This window comes from Lysinibacillus sp. EB106-09-02-XG168, from assembly GCF_058791475.1.
Genome location: NZ_JBYTDN010000003.1, coordinates 4,267,501 through 4,288,301, shown reverse-complemented (window position 1 = coordinate 4,288,301; position 20,801 = coordinate 4,267,501). Strand labels below are relative to the sequence as shown.

The following is a 20,801-nucleotide window of genomic DNA, read 5'->3' as shown; positions in this document are numbered from 1 at the left end:
GACCTTATTTTTTACGTTTTGTTAAACGTCCAAGAACGAATGCACCTGCTGCTACTGCAAGGACTGTGTTCGTTTTTTTCGTAAATACTTGTTTTGTAACAAGATTAAGATTTTGAGGACGCTCTGCTAAACGGCGCATAAAGTAGCCGTACCAATCTTCGCCGAATGGTACATATACACAGAAGTTATAGCCTTCTTTTGCAAGCTCTTTTTGCAGATCTGTACGGAAGCCGTAAAGCATTTGGAATTCGAATTTATCAAGTGGAATATTATTGTCCTCTACAAAGCGTTTTACGTGTGCAATAACATTATGGTCATGTGTTGCGATGGACGTAAATTTACCATGTAGTAAATGATATTCAATTAACTCAATGAAATTTAAATCAATATCTAATTTATCTTGGAAAGCAACTTCTACAGGCTCCTTATAAGCACCTTTTACGATACGAAGGCGGTAATCCTGGAATTTTTCAATATCGTCCTTTGCACGGTAAAAATAAGATTGGATAACAGTACCCACATTATTAAATGTTTTGGAAAGCTCTTCAACCATATCGAAAGATGTTTGTAAACGATCATAGTCTTCCATGTCAAAGTTTACGAATATATCATATGTTGCTGCTTTTTCTACAATTTCATATAAGTTATCGTAGCAAAAATCAACATCAATATCTAAACCTAATTGAGATGGCTTTAACGAAATATGCGCATCAACGCTATTCTCGTGAATAGTCTCAATAACAGCAAGGATTTGTTCTTTAGCTTTTATTGCTTCTTCTTTGGTTGAAACAAATTCCCCTAAATTATCTACTGTACAAGAGATTTTATGCGCGTTTAGCTCTTTGATACTAGCAATCGTTTCTTCAATATTTGTACCAGCTACTACACTTTGTGCTCCTAATTTTAGGCCGTATTTTTTTGCAGTATTATTTAATAGTTGGTTTTCAGATAAATGGATGAAAAAATCGCGTAATAACATGGTCATTCTCCTCACTGCTGCATTTTTCTTTTTATTATAACATAATTTAGAAAATATATATTGTTTTTAATATAACGATTATTTCGTTTCAAGAACTTGCATGTGTTCATTAAAAAGTGCAGGATAACTTAAAAAACCAATCATTATGCTTGATAATGTCGCTGCTGTTAGCAGGGCGAAAATGATTAATAGTTGGAATTGCACCGCTTGAATAGGGTCTGCTCCACCGATTATTTGGCCACTCATCATACCTGGCAATTGAACAAGACCAATTGTTTTTTGGCTTTCAATCGTAGGAATCATACTTGCTTTTATCGCACGCATTAGCTGTCGATGAATAGCCTGTTTTGGTGTGCCGCCAAGCGATAATATTAACTCGATTTCGTTCTGATGACTTGCAATTTCTGATGTAAAACGATTTAAAAATAGAACTGATAATACCATTGAATTACCAATCATCATGCCACTAATTGGAATAATATACTGCGCTGTTGATGGTACAATATCAAAACCAAGTAATACCCCTTGTGTAACACATTCAACGGTAATGAGAGTTAGTGCTATTTTCCATGTAATTCCTTTAATGCCTTTCCCCTTTTTACGAGCATTGAGTGTTGCTACTAAAATCATTAATGCAATCATGAGGAAAATATACATATAGCTTTGAGTATCGAAGACAAATTTTAAAATGTAACCGACGGCAAGTAATTGAATAATAGAACGAATAGTAGCGATGAGCGTATCTTTTTCAAGTCCTAGCTTTAAGGTTTTTGATAGTAGAAGTGGAATTAACACAAAAATTAACGTTAAGGAAAGCGAAGTATATGTCATTCATTCACCCCCTGTACAAATTCAGCGACAAGTGGATTTTTAGGTGCATGAAGTAAGGAGCTTTGTCCAGTTTCAATTAGTTCCCCATCCATCATGACCCATGTATAGTGGCCGATTGTTAGTGCTTGCTGTAAATTATGTGTAATCCAAATTATTGTGACATTAAACTTTTTATTGATCGTAGCAATAAGCGTCTCAATTTCTTGCACGGATTGACGGTCTAGTGCAGATGTGATTTCATCTAGCAATAAAATGGAGGATTGATTAATAAGTGTTCTAGCAATAGAAACTTTTTGTCGTTGTCCACCTGATAATTTATTCGTAGGGCGTTGTAAAAAGCTTTGATCAAGTCCGACATCATGTAAATATTGGATTGCTTCCTGCTCTGTAAGCTTTTCTCCTTGTAACGAACGAGGAAGTGCAAGATTATCAAATACAGAACCTTCTATCATAGGGGCCGCTTGAAGTGCCATGCTCACATGTCTTCTTAAAGCGGTTGGTTCATATGTAGAAATGTTTTGATTATCAATTAATATTTGACCATCAGTAGGTGATAATAGTCCATTGCACAATTTAAGTAGAGTTGTTTTACCAGCACCGGAAGGGCCGACTAATGTAGTGATTTTTCCTTTTGGGAATGACCCAGTAATTGATTGTAAGATTGTCTTGTCATTCGCTGAAAAGCTGACCTGTTGAAAGTGAATGGCAGGCTCATATGACGTATTCATAAAGTTAAAACTCCTTTATACTATTAGGTAAAATAACTGTAGCATGAAACAAAGGGAAGCTAAAGTTATTTAACATTGAGTAATAAAGTTAAGGGGGATAGAGAATGGATATATTATATGTAGATACTTTAACATATGCACAAGGCACTATGTATATCATTGCCTCAGATGATGGACTAGTATATATCGGAACACCAAATGCACCATTCGAAGAGGTGGAAATATGGGCGAAAAAGCCATTTGAAGGCTATCGTTTTGAAGAGAATAAAGACAAGTTACAGCAATATGTTAAGCAATTATCGGCTTATTTCAATAAGGAACTTACTGAGTTTGATTTACCAATACATGTTAAAGGGACGCCATTTCAACTAGCAGTATGGGATGCTTTAAAGGAACTATCATATGGTACAACTACAACATATTCAGATATAGCACACCGTATCGGTAATCCGAAAGCGGTAAGAGCTGTAGGTAGTGCAATCGGCGCCAATCCAATATTAGCGATTATTCCTTGTCATCGTGTGATTGGCAAAGATGGTAAACTAACCGGCTTTCGTAGTGGGCTTGCTATGAAAGAATTTTTACTGGAGCTAGAGAGAGCATAGAACAAGAATCTGCATAACCTTTGGGGAAACCGATTGCCGAAGAGATTGCAGATTCTTGTTTTTTGTATTAAAGAAGATGAAGTTTAATAAATACTATACATGTTCTTCTTGGACATTGTTATTTGCCTTACCGAAATGAGTTAAACGGTGAGCAAATGTTTCTCCTCGCACTGCAGAGCCCTTGAAGATATCCTGAAACTCATAAGCCGGAGCACCGTGTTCGATGACATCTAGGCCAGTGACTTCATCTTCAGCAGAAACTCGTAATGGCACAAATGCTTTTATAATAAGTAAACCAGCAGCTACTGAAACGCTAACCCAAACAATGGTAGCAATAACCCCAATGGCTTGCACTTCTAATTGGCCGAAACCTCCTCCATAAAATAATCCTTGACCACCGATATCAAACAAGCCAATTGCTAGAGTACCCCAAATACCACAGATACCATGGACGGCGATTGCACCAACAGGATCATCGACTTTTAATTTCCATTCAATGAAGCGAACGCCCTCGACTAATAATGGAGCAGCAATTAATCCGATAATGAGTGAACCGACAATACTAACATTAGCTGCACCAGCAGTAATACTTACAAGCCCTGCTAAAGCACCGTTTAATGTGAGAGACCCATCGATATGACCATATCGGAATTTCGTATAAAGGGCTGTAACCACAACGCCAGCAGCAGCAGAGAAAAATGTATTTGCAATTACGCTAGGAACAAGTTTAGGATCGGCAGCTAATGTTGAGGCACCATTGAAGCCAAACCAACCAAACCAAAGTAAAAATACGCCTAAAGCTCCTAATGGAATACTATGTCCTGTAATAATGTTAACACGACCATTTTCATATTTACCGAGACGAGGACCGACCATTACCGCAGCTACAAATGCCGCAACTGCACCTGTTAAATGTACAACGGTTGATCCAGCAAAGTCGATAAAACCAAGATTTGTTAACCATCCATGACCACTCCAAACCCAATGACCAACGACAGGATACACAAGTAACGACATGAGAATAATTACGCAAATATAAGCAAAAATATTAGTACGTTCTGCCACTGCTCCAGATAAAATTGTTGCTCCAGTTGCTGCAAACATCGTTTGGAAAATAAAGAAGGAAAGATCATCTACACCATTTAAGGCAAAGCCACTAGTACCGAAGATACCGCCAACTGAATCACCAAACATAATAGCGTAACCACAGAGAAAATAGACAATGCCGCCAAGTGATATAGTTAGGAAGTTTTTCATAATAATATTGACTGCGTTTTTTGAGCGTGTAAAGCCCGCTTCAACCATCGCAAATCCTGCATGCATAAAGAATACTAAAATTGTACCGAGCATCATCCAAACTAAATTTATAGATAATGTTATCTCATCCATATATATCGCCCCCTTATTCTACTGCAATTGATCCGACTTCTTTTGTACGGATACGAATTGCTTGTTCTATTGGGTAAATAAAGATTTTTCCATCTCCAACATTGCCAGTTGCTGCTTTACTTAATAAAACTTCAACAATGGAATCTACTTTTTCATCATCAACAATCATTTCTAATTTCAACTTCGGCAAAAATTCAATTTCGTAGGTATTTCCACGAAATAACCCTGTACGCCCTAATTGACGACCGCAGCCAGCAATTTCTGAAACACTGAGCCCTGCAATTCCTTCCTGTGCAAGTCCGTCCCTGACCGCGCCGAAAACTTCGGGACGGACGATTGCTTCTATTTTTTTCATCAATATCAGCTCCTTGAGTAAATTTAATTTACATGTTAAAACGCTATGGAAAACGGCGCAATAATTATTTGAATATTCATGTTACTTTTTGTCACATGTAATATTTCGACTCTCGTAATAGTTTGCTGAAAATGTTTTTAAAAGGGGAATGAAAGCGGTGCTAAAAAGTGTGTCTGAAATGTGAACATTTCTAAATTTTCTGATTATTAATGTAAGGAAACCTGACATTAAAGTTGAAGGATGTAATACGCAAGAATTTGGGTATATAGTGTATACTAGGACTAATTATCAAAGCGGAAGAAGGGTTTTCTTGTGAGATCAAATTATGCAGATGATAGCTTAGCGCTACACACAGACTTGTACCAAATCAATATGGCAGAATCATATTGGGCTGATGGTATACATAATAGAAAAGCGGTTTTCGAATTATATTTTAGAAAGTTACCGTTTGGCAATGGCTATGCAATTTTTGCGGGATTAGAGAGAATTCTTGAGTATTTACGTGATTTTCGTTTCAGTGATTCGGACATAGCATATTTGCGTGAAGAGGTTGGGTATAAAGAGGATTTTATCGAGTATTTAAAAAATATTCGTTTTACGGGGGATATGTATTCGATGGTGGAAGGAGAAACGGTTTTCGCTAATGAACCGATTGTCCGCATCGAAGCACCTTTGGTGGAAGCGCAGTTAATTGAAACTGCATTACTTAACATTGTGAACTACCAAACATTAATTGCAACGAAAGCTAGTCGTATTAAACAAATTATAAAAAATGAAGTGGCGATGGAGTTCGGCACACGACGCGCGCATGAGATGGATGCAGCGATTTGGGGAACGCGTGCAGCGTTTATAGGCGGTTTTGCTTCAACTAGTAATGTGCGAGCAGGTAAACTTTTTAACATTCCAGTATCTGGTACACATGCGCATGCACTTGTACAGGCCTATAAAAATGATTATGATGCATTTCATTCTTATGCAAAACGTCATCGTGATTGCGTATTCCTTGTAGATACTTACAATACGTTGAAATCGGGTGTGCCAACAGCAATCAAAGTGGCAAAAGAACTTGGTGACAGCATTAATTTTATTGGAATTCGTTTAGACAGTGGGGATATTGCTTTCTTGTCAAAAGAAGCACGTCGTATGTTAGATGAAGCAGGTTTCTCGAACGCTAAAATAATCGTATCGAATGACTTAGATGAATACACGATCTTAAACTTAAAGGCTCAAGGCGCAAAAGTTGATGTGTGGGGAATTGGTACAAAGCTCATTACAGCTTATGACCAACCTGCTTTAGGGGCTGTTTATAAAATGGTGGCGATTGAAAATAACGATGGGCAATTAGAAGATACGATTAAAATTTCAGCGAATACTGAAAAGGTAACGACACCTGGCCTTAAAAATGTATATCGCATTATTGATAGAAAGAATGGCAAGGCAGAGGGAGATTACATTACGATGCACGATGAAAATCCTCAATCAGAGGAACGCATTAAAATGTTCCATCCTGTTCATACATTCGTATCAAAATTTGTTACAAATTTTGAAGCTAAAAACCTACATCAACAAGTGATTAAAAATGGCGAAATACATTATCAAAATCCTACTTTGGAAGAAATGCGCGATTATGCAGCAGATAATTTAGAACTGTTATGGGATGAATATAAACGTGCTATGAATCCTGAGGAATACCCAGTCGATTTAAGCCAAAAATGCTGGAATAATAAAATGCGAAATATTGAAGAAGTAAGTGAAATGGTCAATCGATTGTAAAGCGTAAGGAGTGAGGGACAAAATGACATTACAACAAGAAATCATAAAGGAATTACGTGTATTACCTACTGTTGATGCGCAGGAAGAGATTCGCAAATCCATTGATTTTTTAAAGGAATATGCGCGTCGCTATAGTTTTGTAAAGGGATTTGTTCTCGGAATATCAGGTGGTCAAGACTCCACATTAACTGGAAAATTAACGCAGCTTGCAGTCGACGAATTAAATGCCGAAATGGGAGAAGCAAAGTACTCATTTTGGGCTGTTCGTTTGCCATATGGTGTGCAGGCAGATGAAAAGGACTGTCAAGATGCGATTGACTATATCAAACCTACGAAAACTTTTACAGTAAACATTAAAGATACAGTCGATTCAAGTGTTAGAGCATTAGCGAATGCAGGTATTGAACTAAGCGATTTTGCAAAAGGGAATGAAAAGGCACGTGAGCGAATGAAGGTGCAATATTCTATCGCTGCGATGAATAATGCTGTTGTGCTTGGGACAGATCATGCTGCGGAGGCAATTACAGGTTTTTACACAAAATTTGGGGATGGCGGTGCAGATTTAATGCCTATCTTCCGTCTCAACAAGCGTCAGGGTAAGCAGTTGTTAGCGGCACTTGATTGCCCAGAGCACTTATATTTAAAAATACCAACTGCTGACTTAGAGGAAGATCGTCCTTCACTACCAGATGAAGTAGCGCTTGGTTTAACGTATGACCAAATCGATGATTATTTAGAGGGGAAGGCTATCCCTGAAGAAGCTCGTAAAACATTAGAAGGACATTATTTACGTTCACAGCACAAACGCCATATGCCAATTACAATATTTGATGATTTTTGGAAGTAATATATAGCTATCGCAATAGCGTGGGGTTGATTTCCGTTCAGGCTGGGCGCTTTGTTGTTGCTGACGCTTCGCTTTCGCACAGTTAAAACAATTGTTGCTGTCGCGTCGCTTTCGCACAGAGCAGAGCTTCCTGGGGGCGTCCGATGAGCCGCTTGGGGCAACAGGATGTTGGTCACGAAGGCGTTATCACAGGACGTGATGCTTTTAGCCTTCGTTCCTCTATATCGCTGATTCCCGAGGAGTCGCCCAGCCCCCACTCCAATCAACCTATATAATGGAATACGTTTTAATAAAAATAATTTCCAACTTTCGGTGATTAATATATAAATATTTAGGAAAAGAGTTATGAGAAAAAGTGAAAAACATTTTTTCTTATAACTCTTTTCTATTTTTTTTAAGCAATTTGGTTCTGTATTATTAAGTTCGAGCATATAATGTCGATATATATACCTACAAAGTTGATGAAAAGTAAAGGAGGGTGATTATTTATGAGGACTTCTAGAGTAAGTTCGACGACTAGTAGTATATTTCGTAATGAACAACAGTATTTACATGCTGGGGATTTAAGCCATAATTTCGGCCAAAATCCGAAGAAACAGTTTAAAAACAGTTTGTTAAAGAATAAAGATAAAAAGCTTTTAAGTAACACTAGACAAATCCAGCAGCAACGTCCAAATAAAGTAGTAGCTAGTTTTGTGGACAATGCGTACGATTTACAAATACGTAATGAATTAAATGAAACAGCTGTTAAGCTAAGTCTGGTCAGCAAGCAAAAGAAGTTTCTCAATAGTTACCGTTCTTCTATATAACATCATAAATTCAAACTCTCTACATCATTTAGGATGTAGGGAGTTTTTTTGTTGAAAAACAAATTGGTGTCAATAAAATTTATATGAATTGTGAGGCATTTTGAATCAGGGTGACTTCTGTTCCGGGCTACTCACTTTTTTGTAGACCAAGATATCATTTGCTTCTGTCGCTTTGCTTTCGCATAGATACATTGCGAAGTTCGGTTTGAATTTAAAATTGCATGTTAGAAGATACATGCTTGGTGAAGTGGTTGATTTGCCGAAGAGCATTATCAAAAATAGGAATCGAAATATTTTTTATTCAAAATATTTGAAGTCGAGACGTTCAATGAATATTCAAGGTAATTTTTCCAATACTTCACAGTGATTTTTAACTTATTTCACAACTTACCTGTAAAGTAATTATTAGTAATAGAAAAACGAAATTGGGGGAAACAATTGTGAAAAAAATATGGTTACCAGTATTGGCTGCATCACTTTTACTCGCGGCTTGTGGTACAGACAAAGATCAAGTGAAGAAAGAAGAAACGAAGCAAGATATCACGGCAAATGAGGCAGAAGCAAAGGATAAATCTACGCAAGTCGCTTCTTTAGTGGATCCACGTTTGCAAGAGCCAAAAGAAGATACAATGTGTGAAATGTGTAATATGAAAGTATATATGAAAGACGAAGAAATGGGGGAATTCTCTACTCAAGCAATAAAAGAGGATGGAACAGTTACCTTTTATGATGACATCGGCTGTTTAGTAAATGCCGAGGTTGCAAATAATGAAAAGAACGAAAAATTTGTACGTGATTTTAATACAAAAGATTGGGTAAAGGTTGATGATGCAACTATCGTCAAAACAGACCTGAAATCTCCGATGAACTGGGGATATGTTTATTTCAAAGATAAAGCTGATGCAGACAAATATATCGCTGACAATCCAACTGCACATGTAGAGGAACTACAAAAAATTAAAGACGATGCATTAGAGCGTCGTGAAAAGAAAATGAAAGAAAAAGCTGAAAAAGAGGCCAAGGGTGAATCTGACTCCATGCATATGGAAGAAAAGAATCAAGACGGTCATAGTCATTAATCGAATGGACTAGGGGGATTCCTCTAGTCTTTTCGTGCTGAACTGGGAGGTAAGGATTGGTGAAAAAAATAGGGTTGGCCTTATTATTTTTTCTATTCATGAGTCAGACAGTGTACGCCGATTTCGATGTACAGGAGGCGATTAATGTCGCAAAGACAGGGGAGATCGTTCATATTCCTGCTGGTCGTTACCGAGGTAATTTTATTGTGACAAAACCGATAACACTACAAGGCGAAGAGGGAACTGAACTAATCGGTGAAAGTGACACACCTGCACTTCGAATTGAAAACACTACTAATGTCAGTGTGGAAAATATAACGTTATCAGGAAAAAGTAAAGCGATCGTTGTTAGTAATGTAGATGGACTTGAGCTACGTAAGTTACAAATGAAAGATGTTCATACAGGTGTTCATATACAACGCTCCAAAAATGTGCGCATACAGGAAATCAATGTGACTGGTATCGAGGATCATTATTCCCAAAAAGGTAATGGGTTGGCTGTTTTTAAAAGTGAGGACATTACGATCGAAGGCAATACTATTGAGCAAGTACAGGATGGAATTTATGTAGAAGAGGTAAAGCGTATTGTTGTTCAACGTAATAAGGTGACGAGCAGTCGTTATGGTACGCATTTTATGTATACAAGTGATGCCAAAGCACTTTTTAATACATATGTTCACAATGTGACTGGCCTTATGATAATGATGACAACAGACATTCTCCTTGAAAATAATACAATAGCTAATCATTTTGATTTTAATGGCTATGGTATGCTGCTGTATGATGTGACGCAAGCAAAAATTAAACATAACACAATCAAAAATAATCGGACTGGTGTTGCGATGCAGAAAAGTTCAACTATCCAAATTGAAACAAATGATTTTCAGATGAACCAAACTGCCCTTGAAGGTACAAAGGTCAGTAACGACACATTGGCTAGTAGTAATAACTTTACAGGGAATATTTTAACGGCGCGCTCCGATCAGCAAGGCTTTCAACTGAAAAATAATTTTTATGATGATTACTCAGGAATTGATTTAAAAGACAATGGCATCGGTGATATTCCATATGTAGCTGTGTCAAGCTTTGGTCAATGGATGGTACGCCAGCCTGTTTACCAATATTTCGTAGCATCTCCGAGCGTCCTTTTACTGACATCTCTAGATCAGCAAATTAATAGAACTGAAAAGAACATGCTTGTTGATCATACGCCGAAATTGGTGATGAAGCATGTGCAAGAGAAGAACAAGATGAACGTGGTGCAAATGCTAGTAGGTTTATTCTTGGCATTAAGTAGTTTATGGCTATGGAAAAGAGGGATCACAGAATGAAAAAATGGCTGATGAGTATATTTTTATGTTGTGGTGTATTGGTGGGCTGTAGTGAAAAAACATATGAGCCTCGTGAAATAGTTAGTGAAACTGATGTATGTAATATTTGTAATATGAGTATCGTTCATAATGCATATGCTGGCCAGATTGCATTGAAAAATGGCGATTATGAAATTTTTGATGATATTGGTTGCCTTATGGAATATATGAAAGCGAACGGGGAAGATGAGGTTGGAGCAGCCTATATTAAAGATGCGGCAAAAAATGAATGGATTGACGTTTTTAACGCTGTTTATGTGTACAACAAAGATTATTGGACACCGATGAATTATGGGGTAGTTGCATTCAATTCGAAGGAAGCAGCACAGGAATGGATGACGACAGAGGGAGAAGGCCGGCTACTAGCCTATAAGGATTTACATGATTTTAAATGGGGGATCCATAAGTGATGAATAGTATGCTTATTAAACTAGAATTAAAGCAAATGCTCAGAAGTCGATGGATGCAACTTGTAGGCTTACTTTTCACGTTCGTGTTTACAGCTATCATTGTCATTCAGCAAATGGCACTACCAGATGTAGACGGTTTTACACGACAGACAGCCTCCTTTTTAAATGTATTGTTGTTTTTATTGCCGTTGTTTATATTAACGATCGGTAGTATGAGTGTAGCTGGTGATGTGGAATCAGGATGGTTTTCTTTATTAAAGACATATCCAATGACACGTAGGCAATATATTGCAGGAAAGTATATTGCCTCTGTGCTTGCTTTTTTATTGGTCGTGGCCGTGGCGTTCGGCGTAATATTAGCGTTTGGTGGATTTCTTGGTGGAGTGCGTTTGCCATTTATCTTCATTGTTCTAACTTTGCTATGCATTTTCATTTTTGTGTCATTGGCCATTGCGGTAGGAGCCTTTGCAAAAACAAGATTATTTGCACTTTCGTTGTCCCTTGTTTTTTGGTCCATTTTTTTATTGCTAATCTCTTACGCTTTAATGGCTATCGGAACTGTCGTGGCTGGTCATATTCTTCAAAAACTGACGATCATAGCGATACATATTAATCCTGTGGAGTGGCTACGCTTCGGTTACTTTATTTTTACAGATCAGGCGAGTGTTCTTGGGCCAGCATTTTATAAAGTAACGCAGTTTTATTCGTCGCCACTAGGTTATGCATTATACGTAGCTGTGACATTGCTATGGATAGTATGTCCATTAGCTTACACTAGCATTCTTTTAAAGAAAGGGGATAGAAGATAATGCTATTAGAAACAAAGAAGTTATCAAATATCTATGATAATAATAGAGGTCTTCATGAAGCCTCCTTTTCTTTACAAACAGGGCGTATTTTAGCGCTTGTAGGGGGAAATGGCGCTGGTAAGAGTACTTTAATTCGCCTGCTAACTGGACAGGAAAAGCAAAAATCAGGAGAAATAATATGGCATAAACCACAAGCCATTCGATACATGCCTGATGATGTGGATTTTCCTTCTATGTTAACAGCAGCAGAAATTTTGCAGCTACTTGCCTCTTTAAAGAAGATTGGTAAAAAGGAACAGGAGAAAGTACTAAGGCGCGTTGCTTTATGGGATGTTCGAAAGCAAAAAGTGAAGCATTTCTCTAAGGGGATGCGTCAACGTCTTAATCTTGCCCAAAGTTTACTCGGTGAAGGCTCTTTGCTTATTTTAGATGAGCCGACTAATGGGCTCGATCCTTTCTGGATTGCAGAGCTAAAAAAATTGATGCTAGAGGAAAAAGCAAGGGGCTATACGGTCATATTTTCTACTCATTTACTGTCTTTTGCGGAAGAAGTAGCGGACGATGTGTTGGTTTTACACGAAGGGAACATACTTATTTCTGGTGAATTAGAGGAAATGCTTTTACAAGAAAATTCATCTTCGTTAGAGAATTTATGGTTAAAAAAATTAAATCTGTAACATTCTGATAGATAATGACGTTATACTAAAAGATAGGTTTGCTTTGATTGTACTCAGGCAGGCCTTCTTTTTCATGCTGAAGTATTATTACTTTTCTCGCTAAGTGCTCAACTATAGTGGTAAAGCAATAGATGAACGTCTCATATAATTGTGTTACTAAACATATTTCGTTATTCTTAAGTAAGTTATCGTACAATTCTAATAATTGTCGGATGAAATAGGAGGTTTTTTAATTATGAATTCACAAATACAAAATGTATTAGAAAATATAGAAAAAGTAATGATCGGCAAAAGAGAGGTTGCAGAGCTAAGTATAGTAGCCTTGCTAGCAAAGGGACATATCTTGCTTGAGGACGTACCAGGTGTCGGTAAAACAATGATGGTTCGAGCACTGGCAAAATCATTTAAGGCACAATTTAAAAGGATTCAATTTACACCGGATTTATTACCGTCAGATGTTGTAGGGGTGTCGATTTATAATCCGAAAACGCTGGAATTCGAATTTCGACCTGGTCCGATCATGGGAGATGTAATTTTAGCGGATGAAATTAACCGTACATCTCCAAAAACGCAATCTGCATTACTTGAGGGGATGGAGGAAGCATCTGTCACTATTGATGGTAAAACCTTAACAATCAACCAACCATTTTTCGTTATGGCCACTCAAAATCCAATTGAGCATGAAGGAACATATCCGTTACCAGAAGCACAGTTAGATCGTTTCTTACTAAAAATAAAAATGGGCTATCCTTCAAGAGGGCAAGAAGTGGAGATTCTTCGTCGTGCTGAGCATGGTAAACCGATTGAAAAAATTGAAGCAGTACTAACAGTTGCACAATTAATTGAATTGCAGGAGCTTGTACAGGGTGTGTATGTTGAGGATTCAGTAAAAAACTATATGGTCGAATTGGCAACTCAAACGAGGGAAAATAACTATGTACATTTAGGAGTAAGTCCTCGCGCAACGATTGCTTTAATGAAGGCTTCACAAGCTTATGCATTTATAAAAGGGCGTAGTTTTGTTACTCCTGATGATGTTCAATACTTAGTACCATTTGTCTTTAGCCATCGTTTAATATTAAAGCCAGATGCTCGCTATGACAACGTAACGGCAGAAGAAATTATTGAGCGAATTATAGCGAAAACACCTGTGCCAACAAAGAGGTTTGCAGAGCAATGAAGAAATGGCAAGCCTTAATAGAGAAAAGTAAACATTTCCTTTTAGTTTCTTTGTTAATAATCATAACGTTTTGTTATGCCATGTTCCAAGGTGGATTTGTCAGTTGGTTTGTATTTTTTACAGTTAGTCCGTTTTTGTTATATGCATTTATTTTCTTACTAGTGAAAGAAGATATTGTACTGGTGGAACGCAAAATTGAGCCCTCCCGTGTAGAGAGTGGACAATCTGCTAAGGTAACAATTACGGTAGAGCGAAAAACACGCTTTCCGTTTGCTTATATGATGATGGAGGAACTTGTAAACAGTGAAGTCCTTATTCAATCGAGGGTGCAAGGAACGAATACCATTAAGTTCGTTGGCTTCAGGAAAAAATTTAGCTGGAATTATGTGCTGGGAAATATGTCCCGTGGCGAGCATCGTTACTTAGGTGTTAATATTGTTTTTTGTGATTTTTTTGGCTGGGCAAAAAAGCGAGTTGCGGCAGACAAGGAACAAGTCATTTTAGTATACCCGAGAGTACACGAAATGAGGTATGCCGCGCTTCAAACAAAATTTGATGTTGGAACAATGATGTCACCTTATTCAATTGTTAAGGATACATCAATGGCTGTTGGTTTACGTGAGTATGTTCCAGGTGACCGATTTTCGTGGATTCACTGGAAATCATTTGCGAAAACACAAACGTTGAAATCTAAAGAATTTGAAGATCGACAATCACAGGAGTTAATGCTAGTACTCCATGCCGGAAAGTCTTCCTTATTTGAAGAAAAAATTGAGCTTGTAGCATCGATACTTCAAACCATTGTCAAAGAACATGGGGATATTTCATTTGTTTCAGCTGGTTTTAATACGAAGGTGTTTCCGATTATTCAAGGTAATAAGCAGCTAGATAAAGTAATGCATCATTTAGCTGCTATAAAACCTGCTGAAACTGTCAAATTCCAATTTCGAGATCAGCAAGTGTTTAAGCATGTTGCAACATTATTATATGTTACGAATGAAGTATCAGATGAATTAATACATTCTCTTGCCAATATGGTGAAAAGCTGTATTTGTTTTGTAGTAGCGGAGGAGCCGCCTATGCAAACAAATTTGGCAATGCGTTATAGTCATATTCAAGTTGTACATGTAAATCCAACAGATTATTACAAATTGTTCACGGAGGTGATGAAGCCGTGAAAAAATCACTAGGAAATTTTATCGAATTAGCAATAGCATACGTAATTATTTTTCTAATTTTACGTGAATGGCTTATTCCTGTAATGCAGCTAACAAATACAGGCGTGTTTCATTTATTTTTAGTGTTCATCGGTTTATCATTGGCACTCAGTTTACTTAAAGTGCACCCAATACTGTCGGGATTGGTGAAATTTAGTTATATTACTTGGTTTATAGTGTTTGTTTATAGTGAAAGTCCCTTTTTTTCTGGACAGACAATACCGTTTTTAATGCATGAATGGAAATGGAATATGACTGCCATCCTTTCGGGCGATTTTGGAAAAGTATCGGATTCTTTTAGAACGGTGCTATTCGTCGCGCTTATTTGGATGTTAATATACCTGATACACCACTGGATAACCGTGCGAAAAAATATATTCTATTTCTTTGCTTTAACAGTATTCTTTATTGCCACACTAGATACATTTAGTGACTATGATGGAAAGGTGGCAATTGTTAAAGTTATTGTGCTTGGATTAATAATGACAGGCTTGCTTTTTGTTAAGCGCTTATGGCTTCAAACAGATGCACCGAACAATTTCATAGGAAAATGGAAACTGGTTATTCCGATGGTAGTTTCGGTAATGCTTGTTAGTGGAGTGGCATTCTATTTACCTAAGACAGGGCCAACTTGGGCTGATCCAGTCCCTTTTATTAAGGGGGTGGCAGGGCAAGATGGCATTGGAACAGGCGAAAAAACAGTTGGTTACAGCGAAGATGATAGTCAATTAGGAGGACCGTTCCAAGGTGATAATACACTAATATTTACGGCATCTACCCGTGATCGTCATTATTGGCGTATCGATACAAAGGATACTTATACTTCGAAGGGCTGGATTCTTTCTAAGGGGAACTTTGGAAAAAATGTCTACAAGACCAATACTCCTATCCAAACATCATTACAAGTAGGATCTCCTGAAACTGAGCGACAGGTTCAAATGGACATTGCTGTTCCGATGCCTTTTTTAATTCAAACATATGGCATGATATCTGTTTCTACACAGGATTCACCGCTCTTTATTCAAGATGAACTCACTGAAAAAATAGCAATAGAACAACAGAATGGCGAGTCAAAATTATTATCTAACTATACGATCTCTTATAGTGAGCCAGTATTTAGCATGGAACAGCTCCAAATGGCAGACCCATCCACGCTAAAAACAATAGATCCTTCCTTTGACCGTTTTTTACAATTGCCAGACACACTTCCACAACGTGTAGGGAATTTAGCGAAAGAAATCACAAAGGATAAAGCTTCGGTCTATGATCAAATAAAAGCGGTTGAAAAATATTTTTCTTCTCATAGCTTTAGATACGATAAAAAAGAAGTAGCCATCCCGGCTGATGATCAGGACTATGTTGATCAGTTTTTATTCGATACTAAAGTTGGCTACTGTGATAATTTCTCAACATCAATGGTTGTGCTCCTCCGTTCGGCAGGGATACCCGCACGCTGGGTAAAAGGCTTTGCACCTGGTAATCCTGGTCGAATATCAGACGGTTTACAAGAGTATCAAATTACAAATGATAATGCACACTCTTGGGTGGAAGCGTATATCCCTGGAACAGGGTGGATGGAGTTTGAACCGACAATTGGATTTTCAGGAAATGTGAATATTGATTATGATATTGAGCAAGATACTCCTCAACAGGAGCAAGTACTGGAGCCAGAAAAAAAGCAAGAGCAACCAAAGAAGGAAGAGCGAGAGCCAAAGAAAGTAACTTCTAGTTCAACATCGTTTAGCTTTGATTCTGTGTGGACATGGGTGAAAAAGCATATTTACGTATGGATTGCTCTAGTCATTTTGATGATCATCGCTAGTATCGCTTTGTTTATGCAACGTAAAACGTGGATACCTAAAATGCAAGTACGCGCATTTCGTAAAAAAGAAGCGGACTGGACAAATTTCGATGCTTCATACCATGTTTTAACGAAGCAATTATCTCGTATTGGATTACGCAGGAAAGATGGCGAAACATTACGAGCATTTGCTATAAGAGTAGATGAGTCGCTAGAGACAGAAGAGATGCAAAAACTGACTGCTGTATATGAACAACATATTTATGGAAAAGATAAACAAGAGATTGATTTTATAAAACTGAAAGAAAGTTGGGAAAATTTAATCAATCGCACTATCAGTTGATTTTGATGGGTACAAAGAGTAAAATGAAAAAAATTATATATGATGAGGATTGCTTTCATATAAGTTCGATAATAAGGTTCGGATGTTTCTACGAAATCACCGTAAATGATTTCTCTATGAAGGTGAATGTTTTGGTTAGGTGAGAAGGTTAGTAAATCACTTTTCTTTGCTACGCATTCGCCTTTATAAATTAAGAGCTTATGAACGCGTAGGAAGTTTTTACTTTCATACGCGTTTTTCTTTGAACATATGAAAAAGTCCTTTAAAAATAGTAGAAGAGGTGGAAATATTGTCAGCAAGCCCTTTATTAGAGCAAGAAAAAATCGTCGTTCTTGATTTCGGTAGCCAATTTAACCAATTGATTACGCGTCGTATCCGTGAATTTGGTGTTTTCAGTGAGTTACATCCTCATACGATTACAGCTGAAGAAATTAAAAATATGAACGCAGCAGGTATCATCTTTTCAGGTGGTCCAAACTCAGTTTATGACGAAAAAGCCTTCCATGTAGACCCAGCTATTTTCGAATTAGGCTTACCAATCTTAGGTATTTGCTATGGTATGCAATTAATGGCACATACGCAAGGTGGTAAAGTTGAAGGTGCTGAAACACGTGAATATGGTAAAGCAGAAATTAAAGTAACAGCTTCAAACAAGTTATTCGGTAACTTACCAACTGAACAAATCGTTTGGATGAGCCATGGTGACCATGTAACAGAAGTACCTGCTGGTTTTGAAGTAATCGCAACAAGTGCTGCTTGCCCTATCTCTGCAATGGCAAATGTAGAACGTAAATTATATGCAGTACAATTCCACCCAGAAGTACGTCACTCTGTACACGGTAACGACTTATTACGTCAATTCGTATTTGACATTTGTGGAGCAAAAGGCGATTGGTCAATGGCAAACTTCATTGAACTTGAAATCGCAAAAATCCGCGAAATAGTAGGTGACAAAAAAGTATTATGTGCACTTTCTGGCGGTGTAGACTCATCAGTTGTTGCTGTTCTAATTCATAAAGCAATTGGCGACCAATTAACTTGTATGTTCGTAGACCACAACTTGAACCGTAAAGGTGAAGTTGAGCAAGTTATGAAAACATTCACAGAAGACTTTGACATGAATCTTATTAAAATTGATGCACGTCAACGTTTCATGGATAAACTTGCAGGCGTTTCTGATCCAGAGCAAAAACGTAAAATTATCGGTAACGAATTTATTTACGTATTCGATGAAGAAGCAGCTAAACTTGAAGGAATGGACTTCTTAGCACAAGGTACGCTTTACACAGATATCATTGAATCTGGAACATCAACTGCACAAACTATTAAATCTCACCATAACGTTGGTGGTCTTCCGGAAGACATGCAATTCCAACTAATTGAGCCACTTAACACATTATTTAAAGACGAAGTGCGCGCACTAGGATTAGAGCTTGGTCTTGACGAAAAAATCGTTTGGCGTCAACCATTCCCAGGCCCTGGTCTAGGAATCCGTGTACTTGGTGAAGTAACAGAAGAAAAACTAGAAATTGTACGCGAATCTGATTTCATCTTACGTGAAGAGATCGCAAAAGCTGGTCTTGATCGCGATATCTGGCAATACTTCACGGTATTACCTGACATCCGTTCAGTTGGCGTAATGGGCGATGCACGTACGTATGACTACGCAATCGGTATTCGTGCAGTAACATCTATCGACGGTATGACTTCAGACTGGGCACGTATTCCTTGGGATGTACTAGAGAAAGTCTCTGTCCGCCTAGTAAACGAAGTAAAACACGTTAACCGCGTGCTGTATGATATTACATCTAAGCCACCAGCAACTATCGAGTGGGAATAGACCTTGTATTTATAAGGTAGTTGATACAGCTTTAAAAGCTGATATATCAACGTTGATCGTTTAGTGGAATCACTTCTAACGTACAACTATTTATAGGTAAAATTAAACTCTCTTTTATTTAGTTTCGGTAACTAAATAAAAGGGAGTTTTTTTATTGGTTAGAATTACGGAACTGATGGATGATTTTGAATTGAGTCAATAGGTTCAGGAATGGAAGAAGCAATATACTGCACTTTGTAGGTATCGTTCATGTATTTCATAAGACTTCCTGGAAGGTAAAAATTGGGCATTGTTAAACAATTTTAAATAGAATATTATGAATATTATAGAAGGGGTGTGTTTAATATGAATCTAAAGACTGCTAAAGAAGTTATTGACGAACTACAGGTAACTATGTCACATATGTGTCCAGAAGAAAAAATGAATTTAGAAGTTTGGCTTAAAGAGTATTACATAGACGAAATAATAAAAAAAGAGAGTAATAGTGCACGTACATAAGTTTATATTTAGAATGCATTCGTATAGCTAGTCATCAGAAATGGGGGCACTTCTTTTTGGGGGTGACCTTTCCAACTGAACATCACGCCCCACATAGTTGTCACACTATTAGTTCGTTATATGAACTAGTAGGGCAATTTTTTTGTTTTCTAGGTTTGAAAATGGTCTGTATATTGTTGGAGGGGAAAGAGGTTTTTCTTAGACCTTTTATTTTGTGATACCAATTTTAATACTATAAATTTAAATAAAGGAAGTTTTTGTTGTTTTGTTGAATATAAAAATTAGAGCTATAGCGGATCAAAATTCACAATTTGAACAGTTGAGTTTTCTTAATAAGTGAGGGGTAATTGAATTAATTCCAAAGTATTTTCCAGACTGGGCTATTCAAAGAACCAAATTTGTATTAAGAAAGAGTTATACGTTGAATCGTTAGGTATAGTAAACTAATAAATGTAAATAATACTCTATGTCGCTGTTTAGTTTAAGGGGGAATAAGATGGGAAAAGGTAAAGCGATGCTACATACACTTGCTATTGGTATGCCAAAAGAATTGCATTATAGTAATGGGCGTTCAATGATTACAGGAATCGAAAAACAAAAAGTACAAGAAGTTTATTTGTCCGCTCGTGGATTTGAGGGGGACGATGTAGCAGATAAAAAACATCATGGTGGTCCTGACCGTGCTGTTTGTTTATATCCCGCGGAGCATTACATACAATGGGAACAGGAACTGAGTAAACCGTTGCCGACAGCAGCGTTCGGTGAAAACTTAACAGTAACAAATATGTTAGAAGTCGATGTTTGTATTGGCGATATTTATAAAATAGGTGATGCTGTCATCCAAATTACACAAGGACGTGTACCATGTAGTACGATTGATAAATATACTGAGGCGAACATATTACTTAAACGTTTAATTGAAACAGGTTATACAGGCTTTCTTGCACGTGTACTGGAAGAAGGGACAATCTGTGCAGATTCAAAAATTGAATTATTGGAAAAGTACCCTGAACGTATTTCAGTTTTACATTGCAACGAAGTGTATTTTAAAAACAAAGACGCACTTGCGATGAAGCGTATACAAGCAGTTGATGCATTAGCGGAAGATTGGAAACAAAAATTAGAAAAAAGAATTCAACTCTTGCAAAGTAAAGTGATGAATTAAATGTTTGTTGATTAAGGGAGCTCTCCTTAATCGCAGTAATCAATTATGCCTCGGCATAATTGTGGTTGGCTTTGCTTTCGCTCATTTGTTGAAAGA

At 37.3% G+C, this 20,801-nt stretch carries 20 protein-coding genes and 1 riboswitch; of the genes, 15 read left to right on the top strand and 5 right to left on the bottom strand.

What is annotated here, in order from left to right:
- Positions 1–4: 4 nt before the first annotated feature.
- From AC3WSO_RS21725 to AC3WSO_RS21715, 3 genes are all read right to left on the bottom strand, one after another.
- Positions 5–979: a proline dehydrogenase family protein gene (locus tag AC3WSO_RS21725; protein WP_492533591.1), complete on the bottom strand. Its 975-nt coding sequence runs from the start codon at positions 977–979 to the stop codon at positions 5–7.
- 78 nt (positions 980–1,057) lie between these two features.
- Entirely contained in the window at positions 1,058–1,810 is a 753-nt protein-coding gene (locus AC3WSO_RS21720; RefSeq protein WP_492533590.1) for an ABC transporter permease, read from the bottom strand.
- Positions 1,807–2,538, bottom strand: coding sequence for an ABC transporter ATP-binding protein (locus AC3WSO_RS21715; RefSeq protein WP_492533589.1), 732 nt, complete (start codon positions 2,536–2,538; stop codon positions 1,807–1,809). The genes AC3WSO_RS21720 and AC3WSO_RS21715 overlap by 4 nt, the downstream gene beginning before the upstream one ends.
- A gap of 104 nt (positions 2,539–2,642) precedes the next feature.
- Here AC3WSO_RS21715 and AC3WSO_RS21710 point away from each other — a divergent pair, with 104 nt between their 5' ends.
- Positions 2,643–3,143 carry a methylated-DNA--[protein]-cysteine S-methyltransferase gene (locus AC3WSO_RS21710; protein ID WP_492533587.1) on the top strand — a complete coding sequence of 167 codons (501 nt, stop codon included), beginning with the start codon at positions 2,643–2,645 and terminating at the stop codon, positions 3,141–3,143.
- 93 nt (positions 3,144–3,236) lie between these two features.
- Here AC3WSO_RS21710 and AC3WSO_RS21705 read toward each other — a convergent pair whose 3' ends face one another.
- Together AC3WSO_RS21705 and AC3WSO_RS21700 are read right to left on the bottom strand one after the other, a co-directional pair.
- Positions 3,237–4,532 carry an ammonium transporter gene (locus AC3WSO_RS21705; protein ID WP_492533585.1) on the bottom strand — a complete coding sequence of 432 codons (1,296 nt, stop codon included), beginning with the start codon at positions 4,530–4,532 and terminating at the stop codon, positions 3,237–3,239.
- Positions 4,533–4,545: 13 nt separating this feature from the next.
- Complete coding sequence (locus tag AC3WSO_RS21700; RefSeq protein WP_492533583.1) at positions 4,546–4,887, bottom strand: P-II family nitrogen regulator; 342 nt, start codon at positions 4,885–4,887, stop codon at positions 4,546–4,548.
- 312 nt (positions 4,888–5,199) lie between these two features.
- Between AC3WSO_RS21700 and AC3WSO_RS21695 the strand changes: the two genes are divergently transcribed.
- The 14 genes from AC3WSO_RS21695 (at position 5,200) to AC3WSO_RS21630 (ending at position 20,705) form a co-directional block, all read left to right on the top strand.
- Entirely contained in the window at positions 5,200–6,660 is a 1,461-nt protein-coding gene (locus AC3WSO_RS21695) for a nicotinate phosphoribosyltransferase (protein ID WP_492533581.1), read from the top strand.
- A 22-nt stretch (positions 6,661–6,682) separates the two neighbouring features.
- The gene (gene nadE, locus AC3WSO_RS21690) at positions 6,683–7,507 is read left to right on the top strand and encodes an NAD(+) synthase (RefSeq protein ID WP_492533579.1); all 825 of its coding nucleotides are present in this window, start codon (positions 6,683–6,685) and stop codon (positions 7,505–7,507) included.
- Positions 7,508–7,995: 488 nt separating this feature from the next.
- Positions 7,996–8,316 carry an NAD synthetase gene (locus tag AC3WSO_RS21685; protein WP_492533578.1) on the top strand — a complete coding sequence of 107 codons (321 nt, stop codon included), beginning with the start codon at positions 7,996–7,998 and terminating at the stop codon, positions 8,314–8,316.
- A 440-nt stretch (positions 8,317–8,756) separates the two neighbouring features.
- Positions 8,757–9,395, top strand: a complete 639-nt coding sequence (locus AC3WSO_RS21680; RefSeq protein WP_492533576.1) for a nitrous oxide reductase accessory protein NosL — start codon at positions 8,757–8,759, stop codon at positions 9,393–9,395.
- A gap of 59 nt (positions 9,396–9,454) precedes the next feature.
- Positions 9,455–10,726, top strand: coding sequence for a right-handed parallel beta-helix repeat-containing protein (locus AC3WSO_RS21675; RefSeq protein WP_492533574.1), 1,272 nt, complete (start codon positions 9,455–9,457; stop codon positions 10,724–10,726).
- On the top strand, positions 10,723–11,175 hold the full coding sequence (locus AC3WSO_RS21670) for a nitrous oxide reductase accessory protein NosL (RefSeq protein ID WP_492533572.1): 453 nt from the start codon (positions 10,723–10,725) through the stop codon (positions 11,173–11,175). The genes AC3WSO_RS21675 and AC3WSO_RS21670 overlap by 4 nt, the downstream gene beginning before the upstream one ends.
- Entirely contained in the window at positions 11,175–11,984 is an 810-nt protein-coding gene (locus tag AC3WSO_RS21665) for an ABC transporter permease (protein WP_492534449.1), read from the top strand. The genes AC3WSO_RS21670 and AC3WSO_RS21665 overlap by 1 nt, the downstream gene beginning before the upstream one ends.
- Positions 11,984–12,661: an ABC transporter ATP-binding protein gene (locus AC3WSO_RS21660; protein ID WP_492533571.1), complete on the top strand. Its 678-nt coding sequence runs from the start codon at positions 11,984–11,986 to the stop codon at positions 12,659–12,661. Before AC3WSO_RS21665 ends, AC3WSO_RS21660 begins: the two co-directional genes overlap by 1 nt.
- Before the next feature lie 235 nt (positions 12,662–12,896).
- Entirely contained in the window at positions 12,897–13,841 is a 945-nt protein-coding gene (locus tag AC3WSO_RS21655) for an AAA family ATPase (RefSeq protein WP_492533569.1), read from the top strand.
- Entirely contained in the window at positions 13,838–15,019 is a 1,182-nt protein-coding gene (locus tag AC3WSO_RS21650; RefSeq protein ID WP_492533568.1) for a DUF58 domain-containing protein, read from the top strand. Before AC3WSO_RS21655 ends, AC3WSO_RS21650 begins: the two co-directional genes overlap by 4 nt.
- Positions 15,016–17,202, top strand: a complete 2,187-nt coding sequence (locus AC3WSO_RS21645; RefSeq protein ID WP_492533566.1) for a transglutaminase TgpA family protein — start codon at positions 15,016–15,018, stop codon at positions 17,200–17,202. Before AC3WSO_RS21650 ends, AC3WSO_RS21645 begins: the two co-directional genes overlap by 4 nt.
- A gap of 35 nt (positions 17,203–17,237) precedes the next feature.
- Positions 17,238–17,339, top strand: a riboswitch (purine riboswitch).
- A 152-nt stretch (positions 17,340–17,491) separates the two neighbouring features.
- On the top strand, positions 17,492–19,042 hold the full coding sequence (gene guaA / locus AC3WSO_RS21640) for a glutamine-hydrolyzing GMP synthase (protein ID WP_492533563.1): 1,551 nt from the start codon (positions 17,492–17,494) through the stop codon (positions 19,040–19,042).
- Between the two features lie 345 nt (positions 19,043–19,387).
- A complete protein-coding gene (locus tag AC3WSO_RS21635; RefSeq protein WP_492533561.1) occupies positions 19,388–19,540 on the top strand; it encodes a hypothetical protein in 153 nt (50 codons plus the stop codon).
- Positions 19,541–20,036: 496 nt separating this feature from the next.
- Positions 20,037–20,705: an MOSC domain-containing protein gene (locus AC3WSO_RS21630; RefSeq protein WP_492533559.1), complete on the top strand. Its 669-nt coding sequence runs from the start codon at positions 20,037–20,039 to the stop codon at positions 20,703–20,705.
- The last annotated feature ends 96 nt before the right edge of the window (positions 20,706–20,801 follow it).